Annotated in this window: 19 protein-coding genes; 16 read left to right on the top strand and 3 right to left on the bottom strand. The window is 72.5% G+C overall.

Going from position 1 to position 19,930, the window contains the following annotated elements; translation table 11 throughout:
• The first annotated feature begins 138 nt into the window (after positions 1-138).
• The 11 genes from BJ998_RS38230 to BJ998_RS38280 all read left to right on the top strand — a co-directional run bounded on the left by BJ998_RS38230 (position 139) and on the right by BJ998_RS38280 (position 12,391).
• Positions 139-2,229 carry an AfsR/SARP family transcriptional regulator gene (locus BJ998_RS38230; RefSeq protein WP_184868129.1) on the top strand — a complete coding sequence of 697 codons (2,091 nt, stop codon included), beginning with the start codon at positions 139-141 and terminating at the stop codon, positions 2,227-2,229.
• A gap of 349 nt (positions 2,230-2,578) precedes the next feature.
• Entirely contained in the window at positions 2,579-4,201 is a 1,623-nt protein-coding gene (locus BJ998_RS38235; protein ID WP_221338275.1) for a B12-binding domain-containing radical SAM protein, read from the top strand.
• Positions 4,202-4,234: 33 nt separating this feature from the next.
• Positions 4,235-5,491, top strand: a complete 1,257-nt coding sequence (locus BJ998_RS38240) for a radical SAM/SPASM domain-containing protein (RefSeq protein ID WP_184868130.1) — start codon at positions 4,235-4,237, stop codon at positions 5,489-5,491.
• Positions 5,488-6,396, top strand: coding sequence for a phosphotransferase (locus tag BJ998_RS38245; RefSeq protein ID WP_221338276.1), 909 nt, complete (start codon positions 5,488-5,490; stop codon positions 6,394-6,396). The genes BJ998_RS38240 and BJ998_RS38245 overlap by 4 nt, the downstream gene beginning before the upstream one ends.
• Entirely contained in the window at positions 6,393-7,391 is a 999-nt protein-coding gene (locus tag BJ998_RS38250; protein ID WP_184868131.1) for a hypothetical protein, read from the top strand. Before BJ998_RS38245 ends, BJ998_RS38250 begins: the two co-directional genes overlap by 4 nt.
• Positions 7,388-8,218, top strand: a complete 831-nt coding sequence (locus tag BJ998_RS38255) for a phosphorylase family protein (RefSeq protein ID WP_184868132.1) — start codon at positions 7,388-7,390, stop codon at positions 8,216-8,218. Before BJ998_RS38250 ends, BJ998_RS38255 begins: the two co-directional genes overlap by 4 nt.
• Complete coding sequence (locus tag BJ998_RS38260) at positions 8,215-9,237, top strand: thymidylate synthase (RefSeq protein ID WP_184868133.1); 1,023 nt, start codon at positions 8,215-8,217, stop codon at positions 9,235-9,237. The genes BJ998_RS38255 and BJ998_RS38260 overlap by 4 nt, the downstream gene beginning before the upstream one ends.
• Positions 9,224-9,754, top strand: a complete 531-nt coding sequence (locus BJ998_RS38265) for a nucleoside 2-deoxyribosyltransferase (RefSeq protein WP_184868134.1) — start codon at positions 9,224-9,226, stop codon at positions 9,752-9,754. Before BJ998_RS38260 ends, BJ998_RS38265 begins: the two co-directional genes overlap by 14 nt.
• Positions 9,751-10,590: a bifunctional hydroxymethylpyrimidine kinase/phosphomethylpyrimidine kinase gene (gene thiD, locus BJ998_RS38270; protein ID WP_184868135.1), complete on the top strand. Its 840-nt coding sequence runs from the start codon at positions 9,751-9,753 to the stop codon at positions 10,588-10,590. Before BJ998_RS38265 ends, thiD begins: the two co-directional genes overlap by 4 nt.
• Positions 10,587-11,657, top strand: a complete 1,071-nt coding sequence (locus tag BJ998_RS38275; RefSeq protein ID WP_184868136.1) for an NAD(P)/FAD-dependent oxidoreductase — start codon at positions 10,587-10,589, stop codon at positions 11,655-11,657. The genes thiD and BJ998_RS38275 overlap by 4 nt, the downstream gene beginning before the upstream one ends.
• A gap of 11 nt (positions 11,658-11,668) precedes the next feature.
• Positions 11,669-12,391, top strand: a complete 723-nt coding sequence (locus tag BJ998_RS38280) for a TenA family protein (protein ID WP_184868137.1) — start codon at positions 11,669-11,671, stop codon at positions 12,389-12,391.
• Between the two features lie 11 nt (positions 12,392-12,402).
• Here the strand turns inward: BJ998_RS38280 and BJ998_RS38285 are convergent, their stop codons facing one another.
• Complete coding sequence (locus BJ998_RS38285) at positions 12,403-13,731, bottom strand: amidohydrolase family protein (protein ID WP_184868138.1); 1,329 nt, start codon at positions 13,729-13,731, stop codon at positions 12,403-12,405.
• Between the two features lie 45 nt (positions 13,732-13,776).
• On the opposite strand from BJ998_RS38285, the gene BJ998_RS38290 reads away from it, so the two are divergent.
• The 4 genes from BJ998_RS38290 to BJ998_RS38305 are packed head-to-tail and all read left to right on the top strand — an operon-like array spanning position 13,777 to position 17,700.
• The gene (locus BJ998_RS38290; protein ID WP_184868139.1) at positions 13,777-15,192 is read left to right on the top strand and encodes a nucleotidyltransferase family protein; all 1,416 of its coding nucleotides are present in this window, start codon (positions 13,777-13,779) and stop codon (positions 15,190-15,192) included.
• On the top strand, positions 15,189-16,181 hold the full coding sequence (locus BJ998_RS38295; RefSeq protein ID WP_184868140.1) for a hypothetical protein: 993 nt from the start codon (positions 15,189-15,191) through the stop codon (positions 16,179-16,181). Before BJ998_RS38290 ends, BJ998_RS38295 begins: the two co-directional genes overlap by 4 nt.
• The gene (locus BJ998_RS38300) at positions 16,178-16,675 is read left to right on the top strand and encodes a hypothetical protein (RefSeq protein WP_184868141.1); all 498 of its coding nucleotides are present in this window, start codon (positions 16,178-16,180) and stop codon (positions 16,673-16,675) included. Before BJ998_RS38295 ends, BJ998_RS38300 begins: the two co-directional genes overlap by 4 nt.
• Positions 16,672-17,700 (top strand): aminotransferase class I/II-fold pyridoxal phosphate-dependent enzyme, encoded by a 1,029-nt coding sequence (locus tag BJ998_RS38305; RefSeq protein WP_184868142.1) that lies wholly within the window; start codon positions 16,672-16,674, stop codon positions 17,698-17,700. The genes BJ998_RS38300 and BJ998_RS38305 overlap by 4 nt, the downstream gene beginning before the upstream one ends.
• Here the strand turns inward: BJ998_RS38305 and BJ998_RS38310 are convergent, their stop codons facing one another.
• Positions 17,701-18,042: an inorganic pyrophosphatase gene (locus BJ998_RS38310; protein WP_184868143.1), complete on the bottom strand. Its 342-nt coding sequence runs from the start codon at positions 18,040-18,042 to the stop codon at positions 17,701-17,703.
• Complete coding sequence (locus tag BJ998_RS38315; RefSeq protein ID WP_184868144.1) at positions 18,035-18,286, bottom strand: acyl carrier protein; 252 nt, start codon at positions 18,284-18,286, stop codon at positions 18,035-18,037. Before BJ998_RS38315 ends, BJ998_RS38310 begins: the two co-directional genes overlap by 8 nt.
• Before the next feature lie 160 nt (positions 18,287-18,446).
• Here BJ998_RS38315 and BJ998_RS38320 point away from each other — a divergent pair, with 160 nt between their 5' ends.
• Entirely contained in the window at positions 18,447-19,832 is a 1,386-nt protein-coding gene (locus BJ998_RS38320) for a condensation domain-containing protein (protein WP_184868145.1), read from the top strand.
• Positions 19,833-19,930 lie beyond the last annotated feature (98 nt).

The following is a 19,930-nucleotide window of genomic DNA, read 5'->3' on the forward strand; positions in this document are numbered from 1 at the left end:
CGTGCTTGACGGGAGACCAGTCACTTGACCGCAACACATCAGTTCGGCCCGTACACCGCGATACTGCGCCCATCCGGTGCGACGGACCCCGCGCGACACGGAGCTGAGCGCCGCCGGCCTTTCCCGGACACGGAGCCGATGCGCCGACCGGCGGTGAACGGGGCTCCGACGGCCACCGGCGCCACGCCGCGAACCACCGGTTTCCTCACCCGTGACGGCCTCCGGTTCTCCGTCCTGGGTGACCTCCGTGCCCATCGCGGCGGCGTCGCGCTCGACAAGTTGGGCCCACCGCAGCAACAGGCCGTGCTGCTGGTGTTCCTGCACCACGCCTCCCACGCGGTCTCCATAGCGCAGCTCGTCGACGCGTTGTGGGAGAACGACCCGCCGCGATCCGCGGCACGCACGATCCGCACCTATGTGTGGCGGCTGCGAGGTGTCCTCCGGTCCGGTGACACATCGCCCGGCGAGCTCGTCTCCGCCGGGGACGGCTACCGCCTGGACATCGAACCATCCCAAGTGGACGCAAAGTACGCGACGCTGCTGCTCAAGAACGCCATCGAGCTGCGTGCCAGCGGCCGGACCGCGGAGGCGGCCGCCGCGCTGGACGAATCACTGACGCTGTGGCGCGGTGAGCCCCTGGTGGGGGTGCCGGGCCCGTTCGCGGATCGACAGCGGCTGCACCTCGCCGAACTGCACGTCAGTCTCGTCGAGGAACGCGCCGATCTCGACCTTGCCACTGGCCGGTTCCAGACCGCCGTGGCGCTTCTGCGCGATCTCGCGGCAGCGCACCCCCTCCGTGAGCGCCTCCAGGGACTGCTGATGCGCGCGTTGTACGGCGCCGGGCGGCAGGCCGACGCGCTGGCCGTGTTCCACGCGACCCGGCTGCGGCTCGCCGAGGAGATCGGCATCCACCCGTGTCAGGAGCTCATCAGGCTGCACCAGCAGATTCTCACCGGACAGCTCTCACGCGCGCCGCGCATCGAACCGGCGGCGACGACATCCCCGACACCGCATCCGGTTTCCGCGGAGCGCTCCGAAGGAGTCGGCCGGAGCGACCGGGAAACGTCCGCCGACTCGGCGGCGACGACAGCGGTTCCGCCCGCGGACTCGGGGCGGTCCGACCCGACCGGGTTCACCGTCGCCGAGCCGCCGGCGTCGGGCCACCCGACCGCACCCGCCTTTCCGGTCCCCGCCCAGCTGCCCCCGGACATCCCGGACTTCGTGGGCCGCGCCGCCGAGGTCCAGAGCCTCTGCGCCATCCTGACCGACCGGCGGCGATGTACCCCCGCAGTGGTCGCTGTGACCGGAATGGGCGGCGTCGGCAAGACGTCGCTCGCGGTGCACGTCGCCCATCGCGTCCGTTCCAGTTACCCCGACGGCCAGCTCTACGCGCGTTTCGACGGCGGGGACAGCGATCTCGACGCCACCAGGAACGTGCTGGCGGCCTTCCTGTCCGTGCTCGGCGTCCGGGCCGACCAGATGCCGGACGACGTGGCGGACCGCAGCCGGCTGCTGCGTTCGTTGCTGGACGGGCGCAGCAGCCTGATCGTCCTCGACAACGTCCCCGACGCGGCGGTGATCCGAGACCTGATTCCCGGCTCGGTCGCGTGCGGGGTGATCATCACCAGCCGCTCCCGACTCGTCGGCCTGCCGCTGACCCATCAGCAGTGTCTCGACGTCCTGAGCCTCGAAGCGGCGATCGCCCTGCTCGGCCACGAAATCGGCGCCGAGCGTGTGGCCGCGCAGCACGACGGCGTCGTCGCGCTCGTCACCGCGTGCGGCCGGCTGCCGCTGGCGATTCGCATCGTCGGGGCCCGGCTGGCCGGCCGGGCCGGTTGGCCCGTCTCGGCGATGATCGAGCGGCTCGACAACGGGCGGCAGAGCATGGCCGAACTCCGTGTCGGGGACCTGGCCGTCGAAGCAGTCCTCGAGAGCGGCTACCGGCGGCTCACCGCCGCCCAAGCCGACGCGCTCAGGCTGCTCGCCGATGTGAGCGGCGACGAGCTGACCCTGGCCACGGCCGCCGCCGTCCTCGGACTCGACGAGCACGTGGCCGAGGACATCCTGGAGTCACTCGTGGACGCCGCGATGCTCGAGTCGTCCGTTCCCGGCCGCTACCGCTTCCACGTGCTCGTCCGCGCGTTCGCTCGGCAGCTCGCCGACAGCCGCGACCGTGCCGAACCGCCGGATACGGGCGACCAGCCCCGTGTCGGGGCGGGAACGAGGTGAGTGTCGTGTCCCATCGGGAGGACAAGCGCGGCATGACTTCTGTATCAGCACCGGTCGCGACGACAACGGCGTCCGTCCCGCGGTCGCGGACGAAGATCCGGCCGTCTGGCCACAGTGGACTGATCGGGCGTCGTCCGGCCCGACCCGGCGCCGCCGCCGCGTGCAGTGACGGTTGCCCGGTAGGTCGCCCGCCGATCCGACGTCGACCGAACACCGATCACGACGGACCACGATCGTGTGCGAGGGGCGGAAGCCACCCGATTCCGCCCCACCGGGCCAATTCGCTTTCCGTGACCGGACCGCCAGGAGTGGGACGGGGCACCACATCACTCTCTTCGGGAGGAGGCGCATGATCGCGTCCGCTGCCGTGCCGACGGGTGCACGACCGGGGGCGGCACCCATCGTGCTCGCCACCCCCTCACCTGTCACCCACCGCACCGCCGAGGAGAACCTCGGACTGGGATATCTCGCAGCCTTCCTCCGCGAGGCCGGTTACGAGGTCACCATCGTCGACGGTTGGCTGCGGGGCCTCGACGTCATCGAACTCGCCGCGCAGGTGGTCGCACTCAGGCCGGTGCTGCTCGGATTCGCCTGCTACCGCAGCAACATGCAGCGGGCCATCGAGACCATGCGCCTGGTGCGCGAAGGCGGCGTCCGGCCGTTCACCGTCGCGGGCGGTTACGGGCCGACCTTCCACACCGAAGACTTCCTCGATGCGGGGTTCGACGCCGTGGTGCGTGGCGAGGGCGAGCTTCCGATGCGCATGCTCGCCGACCACCTCGCCGGTCGCGACGGCGCGCCGGACCTCGCGGCCATCCCCGGACTGAGCTGGCGCGCGGCCGACGGGAGAGTCCACCACAGCCCTCAGCCCGCGCCGAAGCTTCCGCTCGACAGCCTTCCGCATCCGCACCGCGACACCCTCGACCTCACCATGAAGCGGCGCAGTCTCGTCCACCTCCAGACCGCCCGTGGCTGCCAGGCCAGTTGCACCTTCTGCTCCATCGTGGCGTTCGAGCGGGTCGGCGGCGGCTCGACGTGGCGGCAGCGCGGCATCAAACACATCGCCGACGAGCTGGAGGCGCTCTGGGAGCGCGGGGCCCGTTATTTCAAGATCATCGACGATTCGCTGGTCGAACCGCCGCGGGACGCCCAGTGGTGCGCCGACCTCGCCGACGAGCTCGACCAGCGGGGGGTGCGGGCCCGGCTGCGCGGTTCGATCCGCGCCGACCGGGCCAGCGAGGACGTGGTGCGGGAACTGGCCCGCGCCGGATTCTTCTCCTTCTCCTGCGGCATCGAGAACTTCTCCCAGTCGGCGCTGCGGCGCATGGCCAAACGGGCCGACGTCGAACAGAACCACGCCGCCCTGGAACGCTTCCGGTCGCACGGCATCTACGTGCAGGCCGGGCACATCCTCTTCGACGACCGCACCAGCCTGCAGGAGCTGGAGGACAACTACGCCGGGATGCGCCGCCACTCCTGGGCGATCTCCAAGGGCATCTTCACCGAGATGTACGCGGCGGCGGGCACCAACTTCACCCGACGGCTGGCCAAGCGCGGCGCGCTCGAGGTGGACCGCGACACGCTCGGAAACACCCGCTACGACGTGCTCGATCCACGGGTGCGGCCGATCTACGACGCGCTGAAGCGGTGGCAGAAGGCGCATTCCGGCGTCTACGACAAGGCGATCGACCCGCTGTCCGCGCCCAAGGCCCTCGATGACCGTGAACTGGCCGTCATGCACGGGCTGTACCTGGAGCTGCGCCGGATCGACCTCGATCTGTTCCGCCGCTTGCTGGACGTCGCCGCCGGGCCGGTGCCCACCGCCCGGCTGGACGCCGAGATCGACGAGCTCGTGCGGGCCGAGACCGAGCGCACCGCCCCGTGGTACGAGCGTTTCGACCGCCGCGTCGAGGCGGCCTACCGCGACGTGGGCCTGGCCTACGACGCCGACGAGAACCCGTTTCTGTGCTGACAAGTCACTCCACCCGAAAGGTCGTGCCGTCCAGTGTCTGACCCGCAAACCGCGAAGCCGGAGTTCCCGTGGGAGCGCAAGGCGCTGCCGCTGTCCGTGATCGACGCCAAGGAGCACTTCGCCCGCCCCGTCGGCCCGATCGAGTACGAGGACGCCGACGAGTGCGCCATCGACATCAAGAACATCGGCTGGACCCTGGGCAACGACTGCCCGTACCGCTGCACCCACTGCTACTCGATGTCCGCCCGTGAGAAGGGCATGGACTTCAGCCTCGAGATCGTCGACCGCATCATCGGGCAGTTGGCCGCCAACAACGTCGAGACGGTGAACCTCGGCGGCAACGAGCCGCTGTTCACCAACGGCGCCAATCCCAAGAACACGCTGCTGCCGCAGATCATCGACGGGCTGGTCGACGCCGGGATCATCGTGGGCCTGACCACGTCCGGCATCACCGCCATCCACCTGGAGCGCGACCACAACGCGTCCTGGCGGCGGCTCAACGACCTCGACATCAGCTTCGACTCGCCGTTCGAGGAGGAGCACAACAAGAACCGCGGCGCGAAGATCTACAAGCAGGCGATCCGCACCCTTGAGCTCGCCAAGGAGTACGGCATCGACCACTCGATCATCATGTGCGGGATGAACTGGAACTTCACCCAGCGGCACCTGGAGGGGCTGCTGGAGCTGGCCTACAAGTACGACGCGCACATCCGCATCAACCCGATCAAGCCGGTCGAGGGCCAGCACATGGACTCGCTGCTGTCGGCCGAGCAGTACTACGAGGGATTCGCCTTCCTGATGGAGCACTGCTCGCCGGTGGACCTCGGCGAGCCGCCGATCGCCGCCGTGACCGACTACCAGAACGCGAAGGGCTGCCCCTGCGGCCGCACGTCCTTCCGGATCCACTCCATCACCCCGGACGGGCGGATCCCGGTCTCCCCCTGCGTGTACCTGCACGACTACAAGGTGGGCGACCTGCGCAAGGACGACCTGTACGACATCATCCGCTCCCCGCAGTTCGCCTCCTTCCGCCGGCGCAACGCCAATCCGCACCTTCTTGAGGGATGCTCGGGGTGCGAGATGCTCCAGTCCTGCCGCGGCGGCTGCGCCGGACGGTCCTACCTGCACAACGCGCACGTGACCGGAGAGCGGTCGCTGTTCGTGCGCGACCCGTACTGCCCCAAGGACATCAAGCCGAAGCAGACGTTCCCGCAGCGCCCGACCGTGCCCACCGACAAGCGCCTGGTGCACATGGACTACCTCTGCACGTGGATCGGGAAGCCGAAGTGACCGTCCTCGACGGCGGCCTGGTCGACACCCTGCCGCGTGACCTCGCCGACCGGCTGGCCGAACGCGTCGGCGCCGACCGGCTCCGGCAGGTGCGGGCGGCGAGCTTCAAGGAGCGTTCCAGCAACGGGTGGTTCCGCGGCGCGGTCGACGGCCAGGAAGTCTTCGTCAAGCTGTACGCCCGGGCCGACCGGGCCGCGGCGGACCGTGCGGTGTCGGCGGCCGTCGGACCGGCGCACACGACCCGGCTGCTCGGCTGGGGCCGGGACGAGCGGACCGGGGAGCACGCCGTCTTCGCCTGGGAGGACTGCACCGGCCTGCCGTGGGACGCTCGTGCGGCGGCGACCGCGGGACGGCTGCTGGCCGTGGTCCACGACACGCCGCCGCCCCTCGGTCCCGACGGGTCGCCGATCCTGGCCGGGCTCCCGACCGCCGAGAGCCACTACGACCGCCTGCTGGCCGGGCTGGCCCAGCAGGCGCCCCATCTGTTCGCCCGGATCAGCGGCCGGTTGACCGGCTCGTGGGCGACCGACCTGGTCGCGGCGGCGCAGCGCGCCGCCGCCCAGGCGCCGGCGGTGGTGCTGCACGGGGACTTCTCGTTCCGCAACATCGCGCGCACGGCACGGGGCGTGGACGTGGTCTTCGACTTCGAACGGGCCGTGACCGGGCCGGTCGAACAGGACCTGGGCCGGTTGTGGGACCGGGAGCTGGCGGCGATCGAGGGCGGTCACGACGCCTTCGTGGCCGGCTACCGGGCCGGGCGGGCCCAGGACCCCGGCCCGTTCTCGACGGCCGCGCTCGACTTCGCCCGCCTGTCGTGCGCGGTGAGCACCCTGATCGCCGCCCGACGCACCCGTGATCCCGAGTTCGAGGCCGAGGGTCTCGCCATCCTGGAAGCACTGACATGAGCAGCGACATCGATCCGGCCGCGCTGTTGGCCGTGCCCACGGCCGGCATCACCCTCGCGGTGGTCGGCAATCCGTCCGTGGTGGCGGCCCTGCGGCAGATCACCAGCCCCTTCTACCAACCCGTCACGGCGCCGCGAGGCGAGGTCTGGACGCTGAGCCTGTACATCGGGGACCCCGGCGTCGAGGCGGCCGACGAGCCGGCCCACCGCGCCGAGTTCGACATGGCCGCGCGGCGCATCACCGTGCGCTGCGCCAAGGCCGCCTGGCTGCCGGTTTTCGGCACTCGCTACGCCCGGACCCTCGTGCGGGCTCTGACCATCGGCCGCGGCGCTGTTCCCCTGCACGGCGCGGCCGTCGAGTTCGACGGGATCGGCGTCATCCTCGTCGGGGACAAGATGGCCGGCAAGACGACATCGGCGCTGTCCCTGGTGCGCTGCGGGGCCGCGCTCGTCTCCAACGACGACGTGCTGCTCGTGAAGGACGCCGTCGACGACTGGCGGCTGATCGGGGGACCCCGCTCGGTCGGCATCCGCCTCGGCTCCCTCGCCGAACACCGCCCGGCCCTCACCGTCGACGAGGTCGCCGCGGCGACCGCGGGCCACCCCGCCAACCGCGCCGACAAGCATTTCCTGCACCCCGGCGACATCGGCCGCCTCGGTGGCGTGGCCCGTGTCCAGGCGCCCGGGCGCGTGCTCATCGAACTCGTCTGCGAGCCCGGGCCGACCAGGAGCCGCCGGCTCGACGGCGACGAGGCCGCCGCCGTGCTGAGCGTCTACCTCGAGGACGCGGCCGACCGGCGCCGGTTCGACCTCATCGGCGCCCTCGGCGCGCCGGCGCCGGCGCTGACCGCGGACACGGTCGGATCACTGGTGCGGGGGCTGGACTTCTACCGGTTCTCGCATCCGATCTCCGGCTGGGTCGACGACCTGCTCGCCTTCGTCAAGGACATCGCCGCACAGCGCGGCGGCTCGGACACCGCAGAGGTGATGGCATGAAACTCGGAGTGGTCCTGCGCGCCGACAACCTGATCCGGGAGAAGCAACTGCGCCAGAACCGGGTCGTCACCCCGTTCGGTCCGGTCGACCGCGTCTTCAGCGGCCTCGTGCACAACGTCGAGGCCCATTTCCTCTACGGCCGCTTCCCCGGCGCCCGCACGCCGAGCTGGGAGATTCCCTACGAGGCCAACCAGAGCGCCTTCGACGCGCTGGGGGTGGACCACCAGATCGGCACGTTCGTCGTCGGCGGCGTCGACAAGTCGGTGCGCGGCGGTGACCTCATCATCCCGCACGACGTGATCAGCCTGTCCGGGCCGTCCCGCAGCCTGCCGCCGCTGGACGGCCGCTTCCGCAACGCGCACGTCATCCCGACGTTCTGCCCGGTGCTGCGGGAACTGCTGATCCGCGGTGCGCGCGCGACGGGCATCCCGGTGCACGAGAGCGGCGTCTACTTCAGCTTCTACGGCTTCGCCCGCATCGAGACCGACGCCGAGCTGCAGCTGATCGAGCGGCTGGGCGCCCGGCTGGTCGGCCAGACCCTGGACCCGGAGTTCACCCTGGCCCGGCAGCGCCAGCGGCACTACGCCGCCATCGCCATCGCCGTGGACTCCTACCACGACATGAAAAACGAGCAGGACGAGGACCCGGAGGTCTTCCGCGCCCGGTCCCGCGAGGCCATCGCCGTGGGACGGGAGCAGTTCGAGCGGATCATCGAGGCCGGGCTGGCCGGCCACGACGAGGCGGCCGAAGGCGACTGCGGCTGCGCGAAGGTGGCCAAGGGTCCGCACCGCGACATGTTCACCTCGTTCCCGGAGCACCTGTTGTGAGCGCGTTCGACGGGCTGCAGGAGGCCTACCTTCACCACATCGCGGACCTCCTGCACGAACCGCAGTTCCGCAACAGCCCGCGCGGCTACGCCAGCCAGGAGCGACTGGGGGTCAGGTTCACGCTGCGCGACCCGCTGCGCCGGCTGGTCACGCACCCGGCCCGGCGGACCAACCTGGTGTTCAACTTCGCCGAGGTGCTGTGGTATCTCGCGGGCCGCGACGACCTGGCCTACCTGGCGTACTACGCGCCCAGCGTGGCCAAGTACTCCGCGGACGGCCAGCGGTTGACCGGAACCGCCTACGGGCCGCGGATCTTCGACCACGGGGCCGGGGCCGGCGACCAGTGGGAGGCCGTGACGACGGCGATCCGCGAGGACCCCGACACCAAACGCGCGGTGATCCAGATCTTCCAGCCGCGCGAGCTGCTGGTGCCCGGCAACCCCGATGTGGCCTGCACGCTGGCCCTGCAGTTCCTGCTGCGCGAGGGCCGGATGCACATGGTCGCCTACATGCGGGCCAACGACGCCTACCGCGGCATGGCCAGCGACGTCTTCTCCTTCACCTGCCTGCTGGAGGCGATGGCCAGGAAGTTCCACGTCCCGGTCGGCTCCTACACCCACGTGGCCGGCTCGCTGCACCTGTACCAGCCCGACCTGGACAAGGCAGCCCGGCTGTTGGAGTGCCCGGAGCCGGTCGAGCCGGCGGGGGACCGGATGCCCGAGATGCCGGACGGCGACAACCGCCCGCACCTGGACCGCGTGCTGAAGATCGAGGAGGCGCTGCGGGTCGGTCGCGCGCGGCTCGACGCCGACGCGATCGAGGCGCTGGACCTGCCGTCCTGGTGGGCCCATGTGGTGCGGCTGTTCGAACTGTACCGGCGGGTGCGGGCCGGCCAGCCGGACCACGACCGGCTGGCCGACCACCTGCCGCCGCTGTACCGACGTCTCCTGCGCCAGCGCTTCCCGTCGCTGGCGATCCACGCCCCGTCCGCCGAGGAGGTCCTCGATGCCGCCCCATGACCGTATTTTCGACCCAGCGACGCACGAGGAGCTCGACCGCCCGGTCGTGTTCCTCGGCGGCCCGTTCAAAGCCCTCATCGACCCGGCCACCGGCCAGCTGCCGCAGCCGGTGCGCCGTCGCTACACCACGCTCATCGCCGCCTTCGAGGACGAGGGATGGGTGGTGCTCAACGCCCACCGCGCCGAGGAGTGGGGCGCCGGGCTGGTCAGCGCCGGCGAATGCACCCGCCGCGACCTGGAGTGGATGCGCCGCTGCTCGGTCTTCGTCGCCTTCCCCGGTGCGCCGGCCTCGCCCGGCACGCACGTCGAACTGGGCTGGGCGTCGGCGCTCGGCCGGCCGACCGTGGTGCTGGTGGAGCCGGGAACGGAACCCGCGGCGCTGGTCGGCGGCCTGCCCGTGGTGGCGCCGGTCACGCTCGTCGAGTACCGCGACGACCGGGACGGTGTACGCGAGGTGGTCGCGGCGGTGACGGCGGCGCTGCACACTCGGACGCCGGTCGCGGGGGTGTTGTCATGAGCGTGACGCCCCTTGCGCCGTACCACTTCCCGGGCAAGGCGCAACGGACCCGGTGCGTGACGATCGGCTCGTCGGACTCCAGCGCCGGCGCTGGCATCCAGGGCGACCTCAAGGCGTTCTCCTCGGTCGGCGCGTACGGCGCCAGCGTGGTCGTCGGCGTGACGGCCCAGAACACGACCGGTGTGAGCGCCAGCGCGGCGATCGACCCCAAGCTCGTCGAGAGCCAGTTGAAGGCGGTGCTCGACGACGTCGGTGCCGACGGCGTGAAGGTGGGCACCAGTTGGAACGCGCCGCTGGTGTGGACGCTGGTGGACCGGCTGGTCTGGCTCGACGACATCCCGGTGGTCGTGGACCCCGTGATGGAGACCGCCGCCGGCTCCGCGCTCGGCGGCAGCGAGGAGTCGGTGGTCGCGATCCGCGAGGGACTGCTCCCGCTGGCCTGGGTGGTGACGCCGAACGTGCGGGAGGCTCGGCGCATCACGCGGCTCGACGAGGACGCGCCGCCCGAGCAGTTGGCCGAGGAACTCGTCCAACTCGGCGCGCAGGCCGCGCTCATCACCGACGCCTTCCCGGACGACCCGGAGGTCTGCGACTGGCTGTTCGACGGCGAGAAGCACCACGAGATCCGCGGCCCGCGCGCGAGCACGCGGTGCGACCACGGCGCGGGCTGCGCGCATTCCGCGCTGCTGACGGTGTTCCTGGCCCGCGGTGTGGACCTCGTGGGCGCCGCCCACCAGGCCCATGAGGCGGTCAGTCTGGCCATTCAGCGCGGTGCGGCGGACATCGGCGCGGGGCGTCACCCCGTCGACCTGCTCGCCGGGAGCGTGGATTGGTGACCAGCCCGACACCAGGCGCGGACGTCGTGGTGATCGGCAGCGGGGTGGTGGGTCTGACGATCGCCTGGCTGCTGGCGCTGCGGGGGGCGGAGGTGACCGTCCTCGACGCGGCCGCGCCTGGATCCGGAGCCTCGCACGCGGCCCAGGGCGAGCTCGTGCCACCCGGCCCCGAGCTCGAATCCTGCTTCCGACGCAGCCTGGAGCTGTACGCCCGCCTCGCGGAGCAGACCGGAATGCCTTGGGACAGCGAGCCGATCGGCTCGCTGCTCCTGTCCGTGCCGGGCGACGGCGCCGCCGCGGGGGGCAGCACCGGATCGCGGGACCTGGTCGGTGCCGAGTACGTGTCAGGCCCCGCGCTGCGTGTGCTGGAGCCGGCCGTCGGGCCCTGCGTCGAATCGGCCTGGCTGCTGGCCGAGGGCCGCCGCATCGAGCCGGCTGCGGTGCTCACGGCACTGGCGCGGGCCGGGCAGGAGGCCGGGGCGGTGCTGCGGACGGGAGTCGGACCGCTGCGACTGGAACAGGGCGCGGGCGAAGGCTGGGTGGCCGTCGGCGAGTCCGGCACACGGGTCGCCGCGCGACAGATGGTGGTGGCCGCCGGACTCGGCTCGGCCGCGCTGCTCGCCCCGCACGGCATCCATGTGCCGCTGACCGGGGTGCGTGGGCGCGTGCTGGTCACCGAGCCGGTGCCCCCGCTGCTGCGCCGGGTGCTGGCCGAGGAGGTCGTCAGCGCTCCGTGTTCGGTGGCCCTGCTGGCCCACCAGACCCGATCCGGCCGCCTCGTGCTCGGCGGCTCCTGGTATCCGCAGGACGAGCCGGAGCCCGACGACCTGTCCGATCGCATCCTGACCCGGGCCCGGCGCCTGCTGCCGGCCATCGGCCACCCGAGGACGGTCGTCGAGCGCCGCGGGCTGCGGCCGACGCTGCCGGACCGGCGTCCCGTCGTGGACCGCCTGGCGCCGGGCCTGTTCGGGTGCTTCGGCCACGGCGGCGAGGGCTACATCGCCGGTCCCGGGACGGCCGAGCGGCTGGCCGATCTCGTGACCGCCGGAACGGCGAGCACGGCCTGAGGAGAATCCCGATGAGCTTTGTCGACGAGTTCCGTGAGCGCAGCGCGGACGTGTGGCGGGCCTACCGCGAGCATCCCTGGATCGAGGCGCTGGCCGCCGGCACGCTGCGGCCCGACCAGTTCGTCTTCTTCCAGATCGACGACGGATCGCACGTCACCGAGTTCAACCGCGCCATCGCGCTCGGCATCGCCAAGGCGCCGGTCGGCCACCCGTGGGCCGCCTGCGCCGCCGATGTGCTGGCCAACATGTCCACAGTGGCCGAACTGGACGAGAAGCGCGCGCTGGTCGAGGACCTCGGCTTCCCGGCTGCCGTCGGCCGGGACCGCTGGACCGCGTCACCGGCCCGCGAGGGGTACGTCAACCATCTGGTCCGCGTCGGCCTGGAAGGCACCTTCGCGCACATCGCCACGAGCCTCTACCCCTGCTCGCTGTTCACCGAGGTGATCGGGACGCGGTTCCGCGACGTGTCGATTCCCGGACCCGAGGCCTACCGCCGGTGGGCCGACATGTACACCCGCCGCACCCGCACCCGGATGTGCGCCGCGCACGCCGCGGTGCTGGAGGACGCCGCGGCGAGCGGCAACGCGGCCGAGGTCGAGACGCTGTACCAGATCTACAAGCGCAGCCTGGAACACCAGGTGCGGGTCTTCGACGCGGCGTGGACGCTCGACGGTGTGTGGCCGGGCGGCGGCCGCGCCCGCGCCGCCGACGTGGTCGGCGGGGGCGGACGATGACCGCCGGCGTGTCACCGGTCGCGTCCGAACACCACCTCACCCGGGGCGAACGGCCCGGTGAGCCGCGCGCGGGCCGGACTGGATCGGGCGATCTCGTGGCCGTGGCGAAACACGTGCAGGCGCGCGGGCAGCAACCGCAGCGCCTCGATCGGATCGCGCGCGTCGAGCAGCACGAAGTCGGCCGGCCGCCCCTCGGCGATGCCGTAGCGGTCGTCCAACCGCAGCAACCGCGCCCCGGAACCGGTGACCAGGTCGAGCATGCCGGCGAGCTGCTGGTGTCCGGTCAGGTGTCCGAACAGCGCCCCGAACTGGGCCACCGCGAGCATGTCGCCCACGCCCAGGGGGAGCCAGGCGTCCAGCACGGAGTCCTGGCCCAGTGCCACGGTGACCCCCGCCTCGCGCAGCGCGGCGATCGGCGCCATGCCGCGGCGCACGGGAGCCGCGTCGTTGCGCCCCTGCAAGACCGCGTTCACCATCGGGTTGGCCACCACGCCCACCCCCGAGTCGGCCAGCCGAGCCGCCACCTCGCCGAGCAGCGCCGCGTCGTACGCCGCCATCGCCGTGCAGTGGCCGAGCACCACCCGGCCCTGCCAGCCGCGCTCCGCCGCCTCGCGAGCCATCGAGACGGCGAAGCGGGAACCCGGGTCGTCGGTCTCGTCGCAGTGCGCGTCGACGTCGGCGTCGAACTCCTGCGCGATGTCGAAGACGTCCCGGACATGGGCTTCGCCCTGCGCCGGCGTCGGCTCGTGGTGCGGGATCCCGCCGACGGCGTCGCAGCCACGCGCCATCGCCGCGCGCAGCGCCTCGCGCTGGCCCGGCTCGCGGTACAGGCCGTCCTGGGGGAACGCGACGAGTTGGACGTCGCACACCCCGCGGGCCTCGTCCCGCAGTTCCAGCAGGGCACTGAGGGCGTCGGGGGCGCCGGGGCTGACGTCGACATGGCACCGCACGTGCAGCGTGCCGGCGGCGACCATCCAGCGCAGCACCTCACGGGCGTTGGCCAGGATCTGCTTGCCCGTCAGGCGAGCGCGCCGCCGCGACCAGACCGCGATGCCTTCGCCCAGCGTGCCCGAGCGGTTCGGGTCCGCCGGGTCGAGGGTGAGCGCCGAGTCCAGGTGCATGTGCGCGTCCACGAAGGGCGGGACCACCAGCCGCCCCGCGGCCTCCACCACCCGTGCGCCCTGCGCCCGCGCCGTCGCGACCTCGCGGGCGTCGAGCGGCCCGACCCGGGTGAAACGCCCGTCGCCCACCAGCAGGTCCACCGGCCCGTTTCGGTCGGCGAGGAGCGCGTCACGCACGAGCAGCTGGGCGGGGACCGGTGCGGCGCCGTGAGTCTGCACCCCACCACCGTAGCCGTCGTGCCGAACAGACCGACAAGGAAGTGAGTGAGCACAGTGGACAGTCCCAGCGCGTATCCCGAACTCCAGCTGGGGTGCCTCGCCCCGGCGGCCCCGGTCGGCGACATCCTGGCCCGGGTCGAGCGGGTCGTGGCCGACGGCGTGCGCCGGCTGGACCGCGTCGCCGACGTCGTGCGGCGCAACCGGGTGGTCCTGCTCGCCGCGCACAACCTCGACGGCACGACGCATCCCACCGGCGCGGCGCTCGTCGCCGAGCTCGCGCCGTTCGTCGCCGACCGGCGCCGGCGGGCCGAGGCCCTGGTGCGGACCGAGGAGTTGCTGGAGCGCCTCGGCGTCGCCCTCGGCATACCGGTGTGGGGTATCAAGGGCCTGGCGAGCCGGGCCGGGTACCCCGATCCCGCCCTCCGCGAGCTGCGGGACGCCGACGTCGCCGTCGCCGGGGCCGACGAGGCGTTCGCGCTGGCCGAGGAGCTGCGGGGGCACGGCTACGACACCGATCACGCCGAGCTGCCCTGGATCAAGCACGACGCCGGCGGCACGCCCTACGGCCAGTACAAGCTCACCGGCCCGGACGGCCACTCCGCGGTGGACATCCACTTCGGCCCCGGCTACTCCGCCGGACACTGCGGCCTGCTGCCGGTGCCCGCGCCGACCGAGCCGGGTCTACGCCCGCTGCCGATCCTGGCCAACCTGCGGCCGATGACCGGCAACAGCGGGGGAGACGTGCACGTCACCGTCAAGGACGTCAACGACCTGTGGACCGCGGCCAAGGTCCTGGACCCGGAGTCGGCCGCGGCCCTCGTCCGGGACGCGCGGGCCGCCGCCCTGCACGGGCACCTGGCCGGCATCGCCCGTCTCACCGCCGAGATCACCTCGGTCGACCGGGACCAGCGCGAGGTTCTCGACGTGTTGGTGCGGGCGGCCGCCGGTCGCGCCGGCCGCCCGGTGGTCGCGACCGGCCTGATGTCCCGCACCGCTCCGGTGCGGGTGCTGCGCACGACCGGCCGCGCCTACGCTCAGGCCCGAGCCCACACCCGCTCAGTGCCGGTCCGCGTCGCGGCGGCGGTCACCGCGTTCGCCTTCTACGTCGTCAACGCCCGTCCTCGCGTGGTCACGGCCCCGGTGCTCACCCGTAGGCCGGCCCCCTGGCGCTGCGTGCGGCTCGTTCCCGTCGGGTTGGCCGAAACTCTCGACCGGCGGGGCCCCGACGCCGCGTCGCAGTGGGAAGGCGACCGGTTGGGTTCGGCGGCCCCGCGCCCAGCGGGCGGCGGGCCGCGCCGTGAATCCCTGCGGTGGACCACGGACCGCACGGTTCTCGCGTACAACGACACGGTTTTCGTGTCCACGGTGTGGGGCGTCCTGCCCCGCGCAGTCGTGCGCAGCGCCGCGGTCGGCCCGGAGCAGAGGCGGCCGGCCCACACCGTGGCGGGGGCAGCCGAATGACCCCCGCACTGCACCGCCGCAGCGTCGTCACCGCCAAGGACGCCTTGGCCGTGGTCGGGCTGACGGTCGACGAGTTGGTCGCCTGCGTCGACCGCGAGCCGGCCGAGGGACCGCGCTACCTGGTCGGTTCCCTCGCCTCCGGCTTCGGCAACGACCACAGCGACGTGGACGTGCACATCCTCGTGCCCGGCCTCGAACGTCCCGTCGGGCCGCGGCTGCACCACGCCGCCGATGTCACCGTCGATGTCGAGCTGTATCCCGCGGCCTGGCCGGCCGAGACCGTCGCCCGGGTGGGCGCGGTGCCCACCGCTGACTGGCTGCTCGGCCGGATCGCGATGGACCGGGTCGTCGACGGCGGCCAGCGGCGCTGGCTGTGCCGGTGGATGCACGCCGTGCCCCTCGACCCCCAGGACGGCCCGGTCTTCAGCGACGAAGAGATCGCCGTCCTACTGCCCGCCCTCGTCCGCGAGGCGCACGACAAGCTCCTGGTCGACGCCGCCGTCGCGCTGCTGGCCGACGCCGCCGGCCGTCGCGGCGCGGTGGCCTACCCCGAGTCGGCCCGCGACTACCTGTGGGCGCGAGCGGCCCGTGGCCTGTTGGAACTGTTCTGCCGCGCGGCCGGCGACGTGACGACGGGGGAGAAGTGGCTGCCGGCGCGCGCCCGGCGGCTGGGCCTCGCCGTGCCGCCACCCGGGCGGTGCGCCGACGATGCCGCGTTCGTGCTCTCCGGACTGAGCTGGAGCGCCGCCGACATCATGGCCGCGGTGCACATCCACCCGGCGTCCGACGCCGCCCCGGTCGAGCTGGCCGGCCGCCGCTTCCTGGCCAACCGGCACGACCGCCTGCTGGAGACCTGGACGTCGGCCAGCGGCGCGCTCGGCGCGGCCCTGGAGGAACACGAGCCGGAGACGCTGCTGGACGCGGTGCGGTCCACGTCCTGCGATCTGGTCGTCGACGAGGCATTCGTGCGGGAAAGGCTGGCGGCGTGAGCGCGGTGGCGGGGATCGACGCGACCTGGCTGGTGACGCACGGAGCGAACGCGGCCTGGCGGTACGCCCGCTCCGTCCAGCCGACCCTGGCCGACATCGAGGCCGCCTGGCGGAACGAGGACTGGCCGCTGTGCGTGGAGGCCTGCGCGCAGGCGCTGCGCGGGATCGTGGTGTGCGGCTACTGCCTGAACGGGATGAAGACCATGCCCGACCGCACCGAGCTGCACCTGCTCATGGCGGTGGACGAGAGCCCGGCCGCGGCGGCGCTGCGGGCCCTGCCGCGGGCTTTCGTCGCTCGACGCCAGGAGGCGTCGGACGCCAGACGGACCACTTTGGACCACGTCGCGACGCTGCGCGCGAGCCTGCCCATCGACCTGCCGGTCATTCGCGCGGCCGGCGCCCATGTGCCGACGCTGCGCGTCACCGCCCAGGTCGGCCGGTGGCGGGCGGAGCGCGGCCTCGGGCCCGTCGACTGGGATCGGTCCGGCCTGTGACCGACGGGCACGACCTGACCGGCACGCCCCGGCCCTGGCCCGCCGACGTGGCCGAGCTGTGGCGGGACGGCCTGGCCGAGGCCAGCCGGGCCGCCTCGTGGGAATCCCGCCCGCCTTGGCGCGGAGTGCCCGCGCTGCGCGACGCGCTCGGCCGCCTCGTCGACTTCGACCAGGCGGCCGAGTTCCTGGTCACCGGCGGCATCCGACCGCTGATCGGCGCGTTCGCGCTGACCGGCCGCCGGGTCGTGGTCGAACGGCCCAGCTTCGAGGGCGTGGCGACCGCGTTCCGGCGCTGCGGCGCGCGGGTGCTGCGGGCGGACATCGACCAGGCGCTGCGGCTGGCCCGGCCGGCCGGCGACCACCTGCTGTGGATCACCTCGCCGTGGCGCAACCCCGACGGCTGGAGCCTGGACCCGGACGTCGTCGAGCGGCTGGCCGACTTCGTGCGGCGGGGCGGGATGCTGGTGCAGAACGAGACCTACCGCCTGTTCTCCCCGTCGACGTCCCCGGCGCCGGCGCGGGTGCCCGGCGCCTTCGTCGCCGGCTCCCTCACGAAGGCCGCCGGCCCCTGGTCCCGGCTCGGCTGGCTGATCGCTCCCGCCGTGCCCGGTCCGGTCGAGGCGCACCTGCGTGCGTCCGCCCCGCCGACGCTGTGGCAGGAGGCCTGGGCGCTGTTCGCCGCCGCGGGCGGATTCGATCGGTTGGGCCGGCGGGCCGCGGCGGTGGGGGCGTTGACCGATCGCACGGCGGCGGCCCTCGGCGGCCCCGTGACCGGAGGGACGAGCCTGCTGGTCAGCGTCAACAGCTCCGACCCGGTTGCCTTGCTGCGCCGGCGTTTCGGTCTGCTCGTCGGAAGCGGCACGGACTTCGCGGCACCGAACACCACGGCACGGTTGTGTTTCCTGGGCTGCAGTCCGGAGTGCGACCATGTCGGGGTCGAGGCGCTGGTGCGCTCCGGAGCCGCCCGGATCGTCCATGGTGGACGGAAGGCCGGGCGGCCGCTCGAACGGGGCGGGGCGGCGTGACTACCGGGACACCAGCAGCCCGCCGATCTCGAGCACGTCGTCGAGCAGCCGGCGGATCTGCTCGATCTCCGCCGGGGTGCAGTCGATGAGCACCTTGACCTCGGCGTCCCGCTTGACCGGGTCCGCGGTCACGAAGACCCCCACCACGCCGGAACCCGTCGCGCTGCCGCGGAACACGTCGATGGCGTGGCCGTCGCCGCCGGTCGTCCCGTCGAGATAGCCGTAGTCCACCGGATACACAGCCTGCGGCACCCGCGGATGCACGGAGTCCTTGGGACGGTCGACGGTCACCGTCGTCCCGGCCACCAGCGCGTCGAGGTTGGCGAAGAACGTCTCACTCATCCGCGCCCACCTTGGCCGCGATGAGGTCGACGATCCGTCGCACCGACCGGAAGTTCTCGAAGTCCAGCTCATCGTCCTCGAAGACGAGGGCGAATCGGTTTTCCAGGCTCAGCGTCAGGTCGACGCTGCGCAGCGAGTCCAGGCCGTGGTACGTCAGGGGATCGAGGTCGCCGATGCGCCGCTCGTCGCCGAGTATCTGTTCGATCCGGGACCGCACGATCCCGGTTATCTCGTCTCGGTTCATCCGGTTGCCTTTCAGGAGATGGCGAACGGTCCGCCCAAGTCTATGCTGAGCGGCATCCGTTGCGCACCATGCCATTTCTGGCAATCACACGGTTGATTCGATGCCGGCAGAACGGGATCGCACCGATCCGCCTGCGGCGTCCCGACCCACGAAGGCTGACATGACAGAGAGCACTGCCGCCGATCCGTCCCCGATCCCGCTCACGTTCGGCCAGGACCACGAGTTGCCCCTGGCGATGCGGACCGAGCCGCCGCCGAACGCGATCCAGGTCGCGGTGCGGATCGAGGGACAACTCGACGCCGACCTGCTCGCGCAGGCGCTGCGGCACGTGACGGCCGACAACGACGGCCTCCGGATGCGGTTGCTGGACGGCACGATCTCCCGCGCCGCGGCCGCCGGGCAGGTGACGCTGCCCGTGCCGGCGGTGGATTCGCCCGACCGGCCGCTGCTGGTGCGGCAGCTGGTGAAGGCCCGCGACGAGGACCAGTTCGGCTTGTACGTCCGCCGGCTGCGGGCGGTCAACAAGTCGCGGCAGTGGGATCTCGTCCAGGGGCCGCCGTACGCGTTCCGGCTGCTGCGACTGACGGCCGATCACCACGCCTTCCTCGGCGACTTCTCCCGTTTCGTCCTGGACGGACGGGGGCGGGTGCTGTTCCTGACCCGCCTCTGGGACGCCTACAGCGCCCTCGCCTGCGGGCGGAAGCCGGCGCCGACCGGTGCTCCGGACGCCTTCACGCGGGCGGCCCGGCAGCAACGCGCCACAATGGACCGACGCTCGGCCACGGTCAACCATCGTTACTGGCAGGGAAAGTTCACGGCCTTGGGGGAGCGGCTCGCCGCCGCTGGTGGGCTGACCGAGGTGGGCACGCCCAGGAGTGTGATGGCGGCGACCACCGTGGCCCGGACCCGCTCTCTTCGTTTCCGGGGACGGACCCTGGCCGAGCTGCGGGCCGCGCACGAGCGCGCCGGTGCGTCGCTGTTCCAGTGGGTCCTCGCGGCCGCCGCGGTGGAGGTCTTCCGCCGATGGCCGGATCCGGTGCTGCCGATCTCCGTCCAGGTGGACACCCGGGACAGCGACGCGATGGCGATCGTCGGCCGGTTCTCCGTCAAGCTGCCGTTGCACCTGACCCGCGCGGACGACGTGCCCGCCATGCTCCGGGTGATCAAGGCCGAACTGCTGCATGCGTTGCGGCACCGGCACATCTCCGAGGCCCACCTTCGAGGCGCGCGTGACGCGGCGGTGGCGGAAGCCGCCCCGTCGGCCCGTGCCGCCCTGCAAGCGGTCGCGCATCGCCGTGCGCTGACGGCCCGTCTCATGGACCATGACGGCGGCCTTGTCCTCCAGGCGGCGGGACTTCGGCTCGACAGCGCCGCCTATCCGCCGGCCGCGGACTACCGCCACGACGGGGTCGACATCTCGGTGCACCAGAACGCCGAGCGGGTCGTCGTCGCCCTCGCGCTGGACTCCAGCGAGTTCACCGACCGGGACGCCGACGACTTCGCGGCCGGGGTGGAGGCCCACCTGCGCCAACCGGTTTCCGTGTGATCCTCGCCGTCGATCGAACGAAGATCGCGTGTCGATCCCCGTCGACCATGCTTGTCGGCGGAGCGGGCGGACCGGCTGCACCGCGCCACCCGCCGATC

The organism is Kutzneria kofuensis, from assembly GCF_014203355.1.
GTDB lineage: Bacteria > Actinomycetota > Actinomycetes > Mycobacteriales > Pseudonocardiaceae > Kutzneria > Kutzneria kofuensis.

What these genes read in the sequence shown, in the direction of transcription:
- BJ998_RS38255 (WP_184868132.1), top strand. Translation starts at nt 7,388, where the DNA reads ATGAAACTCGGAGTGGTCCTGCGCGCCGACAACCTGATCCGGGAGAAG.
- BJ998_RS38310 (WP_184868143.1), bottom strand. Translation starts at nt 18,042, where the DNA reads ATGAGTGAGACGTTCTTCGCCAACCTCGACGCGCTGGTGGCCGGGACG.
- BJ998_RS38235 (WP_221338275.1), top strand. Translation starts at nt 2,579, where the DNA reads ATGATCGCGTCCGCTGCCGTGCCGACGGGTGCACGACCGGGGGCGGCA.
- BJ998_RS38280 (WP_184868137.1), top strand. Translation starts at nt 11,669, where the DNA reads ATGAGCTTTGTCGACGAGTTCCGTGAGCGCAGCGCGGACGTGTGGCGG.
- BJ998_RS38320 (WP_184868145.1), top strand. Translation starts at nt 18,447, where the DNA reads ATGACAGAGAGCACTGCCGCCGATCCGTCCCCGATCCCGCTCACGTTC.
- BJ998_RS38230 (WP_184868129.1), top strand. Translation starts at nt 139, where the DNA reads ATGCGCCGACCGGCGGTGAACGGGGCTCCGACGGCCACCGGCGCCACG.
- BJ998_RS38265 (WP_184868134.1), top strand. Translation starts at nt 9,224, where the DNA reads ATGCCGCCCCATGACCGTATTTTCGACCCAGCGACGCACGAGGAGCTC.
- thiD (WP_184868135.1), top strand. Translation starts at nt 9,751, where the DNA reads ATGAGCGTGACGCCCCTTGCGCCGTACCACTTCCCGGGCAAGGCGCAA.
- BJ998_RS38315 (WP_184868144.1), bottom strand. Translation starts at nt 18,286, where the DNA reads ATGAACCGAGACGAGATAACCGGGATCGTGCGGTCCCGGATCGAACAG.
- BJ998_RS38250 (WP_184868131.1), top strand. Translation starts at nt 6,393, where the DNA reads ATGAGCAGCGACATCGATCCGGCCGCGCTGTTGGCCGTGCCCACGGCC.
- BJ998_RS38295 (WP_184868140.1), top strand. Translation starts at nt 15,189, where the DNA reads ATGACCCCCGCACTGCACCGCCGCAGCGTCGTCACCGCCAAGGACGCC.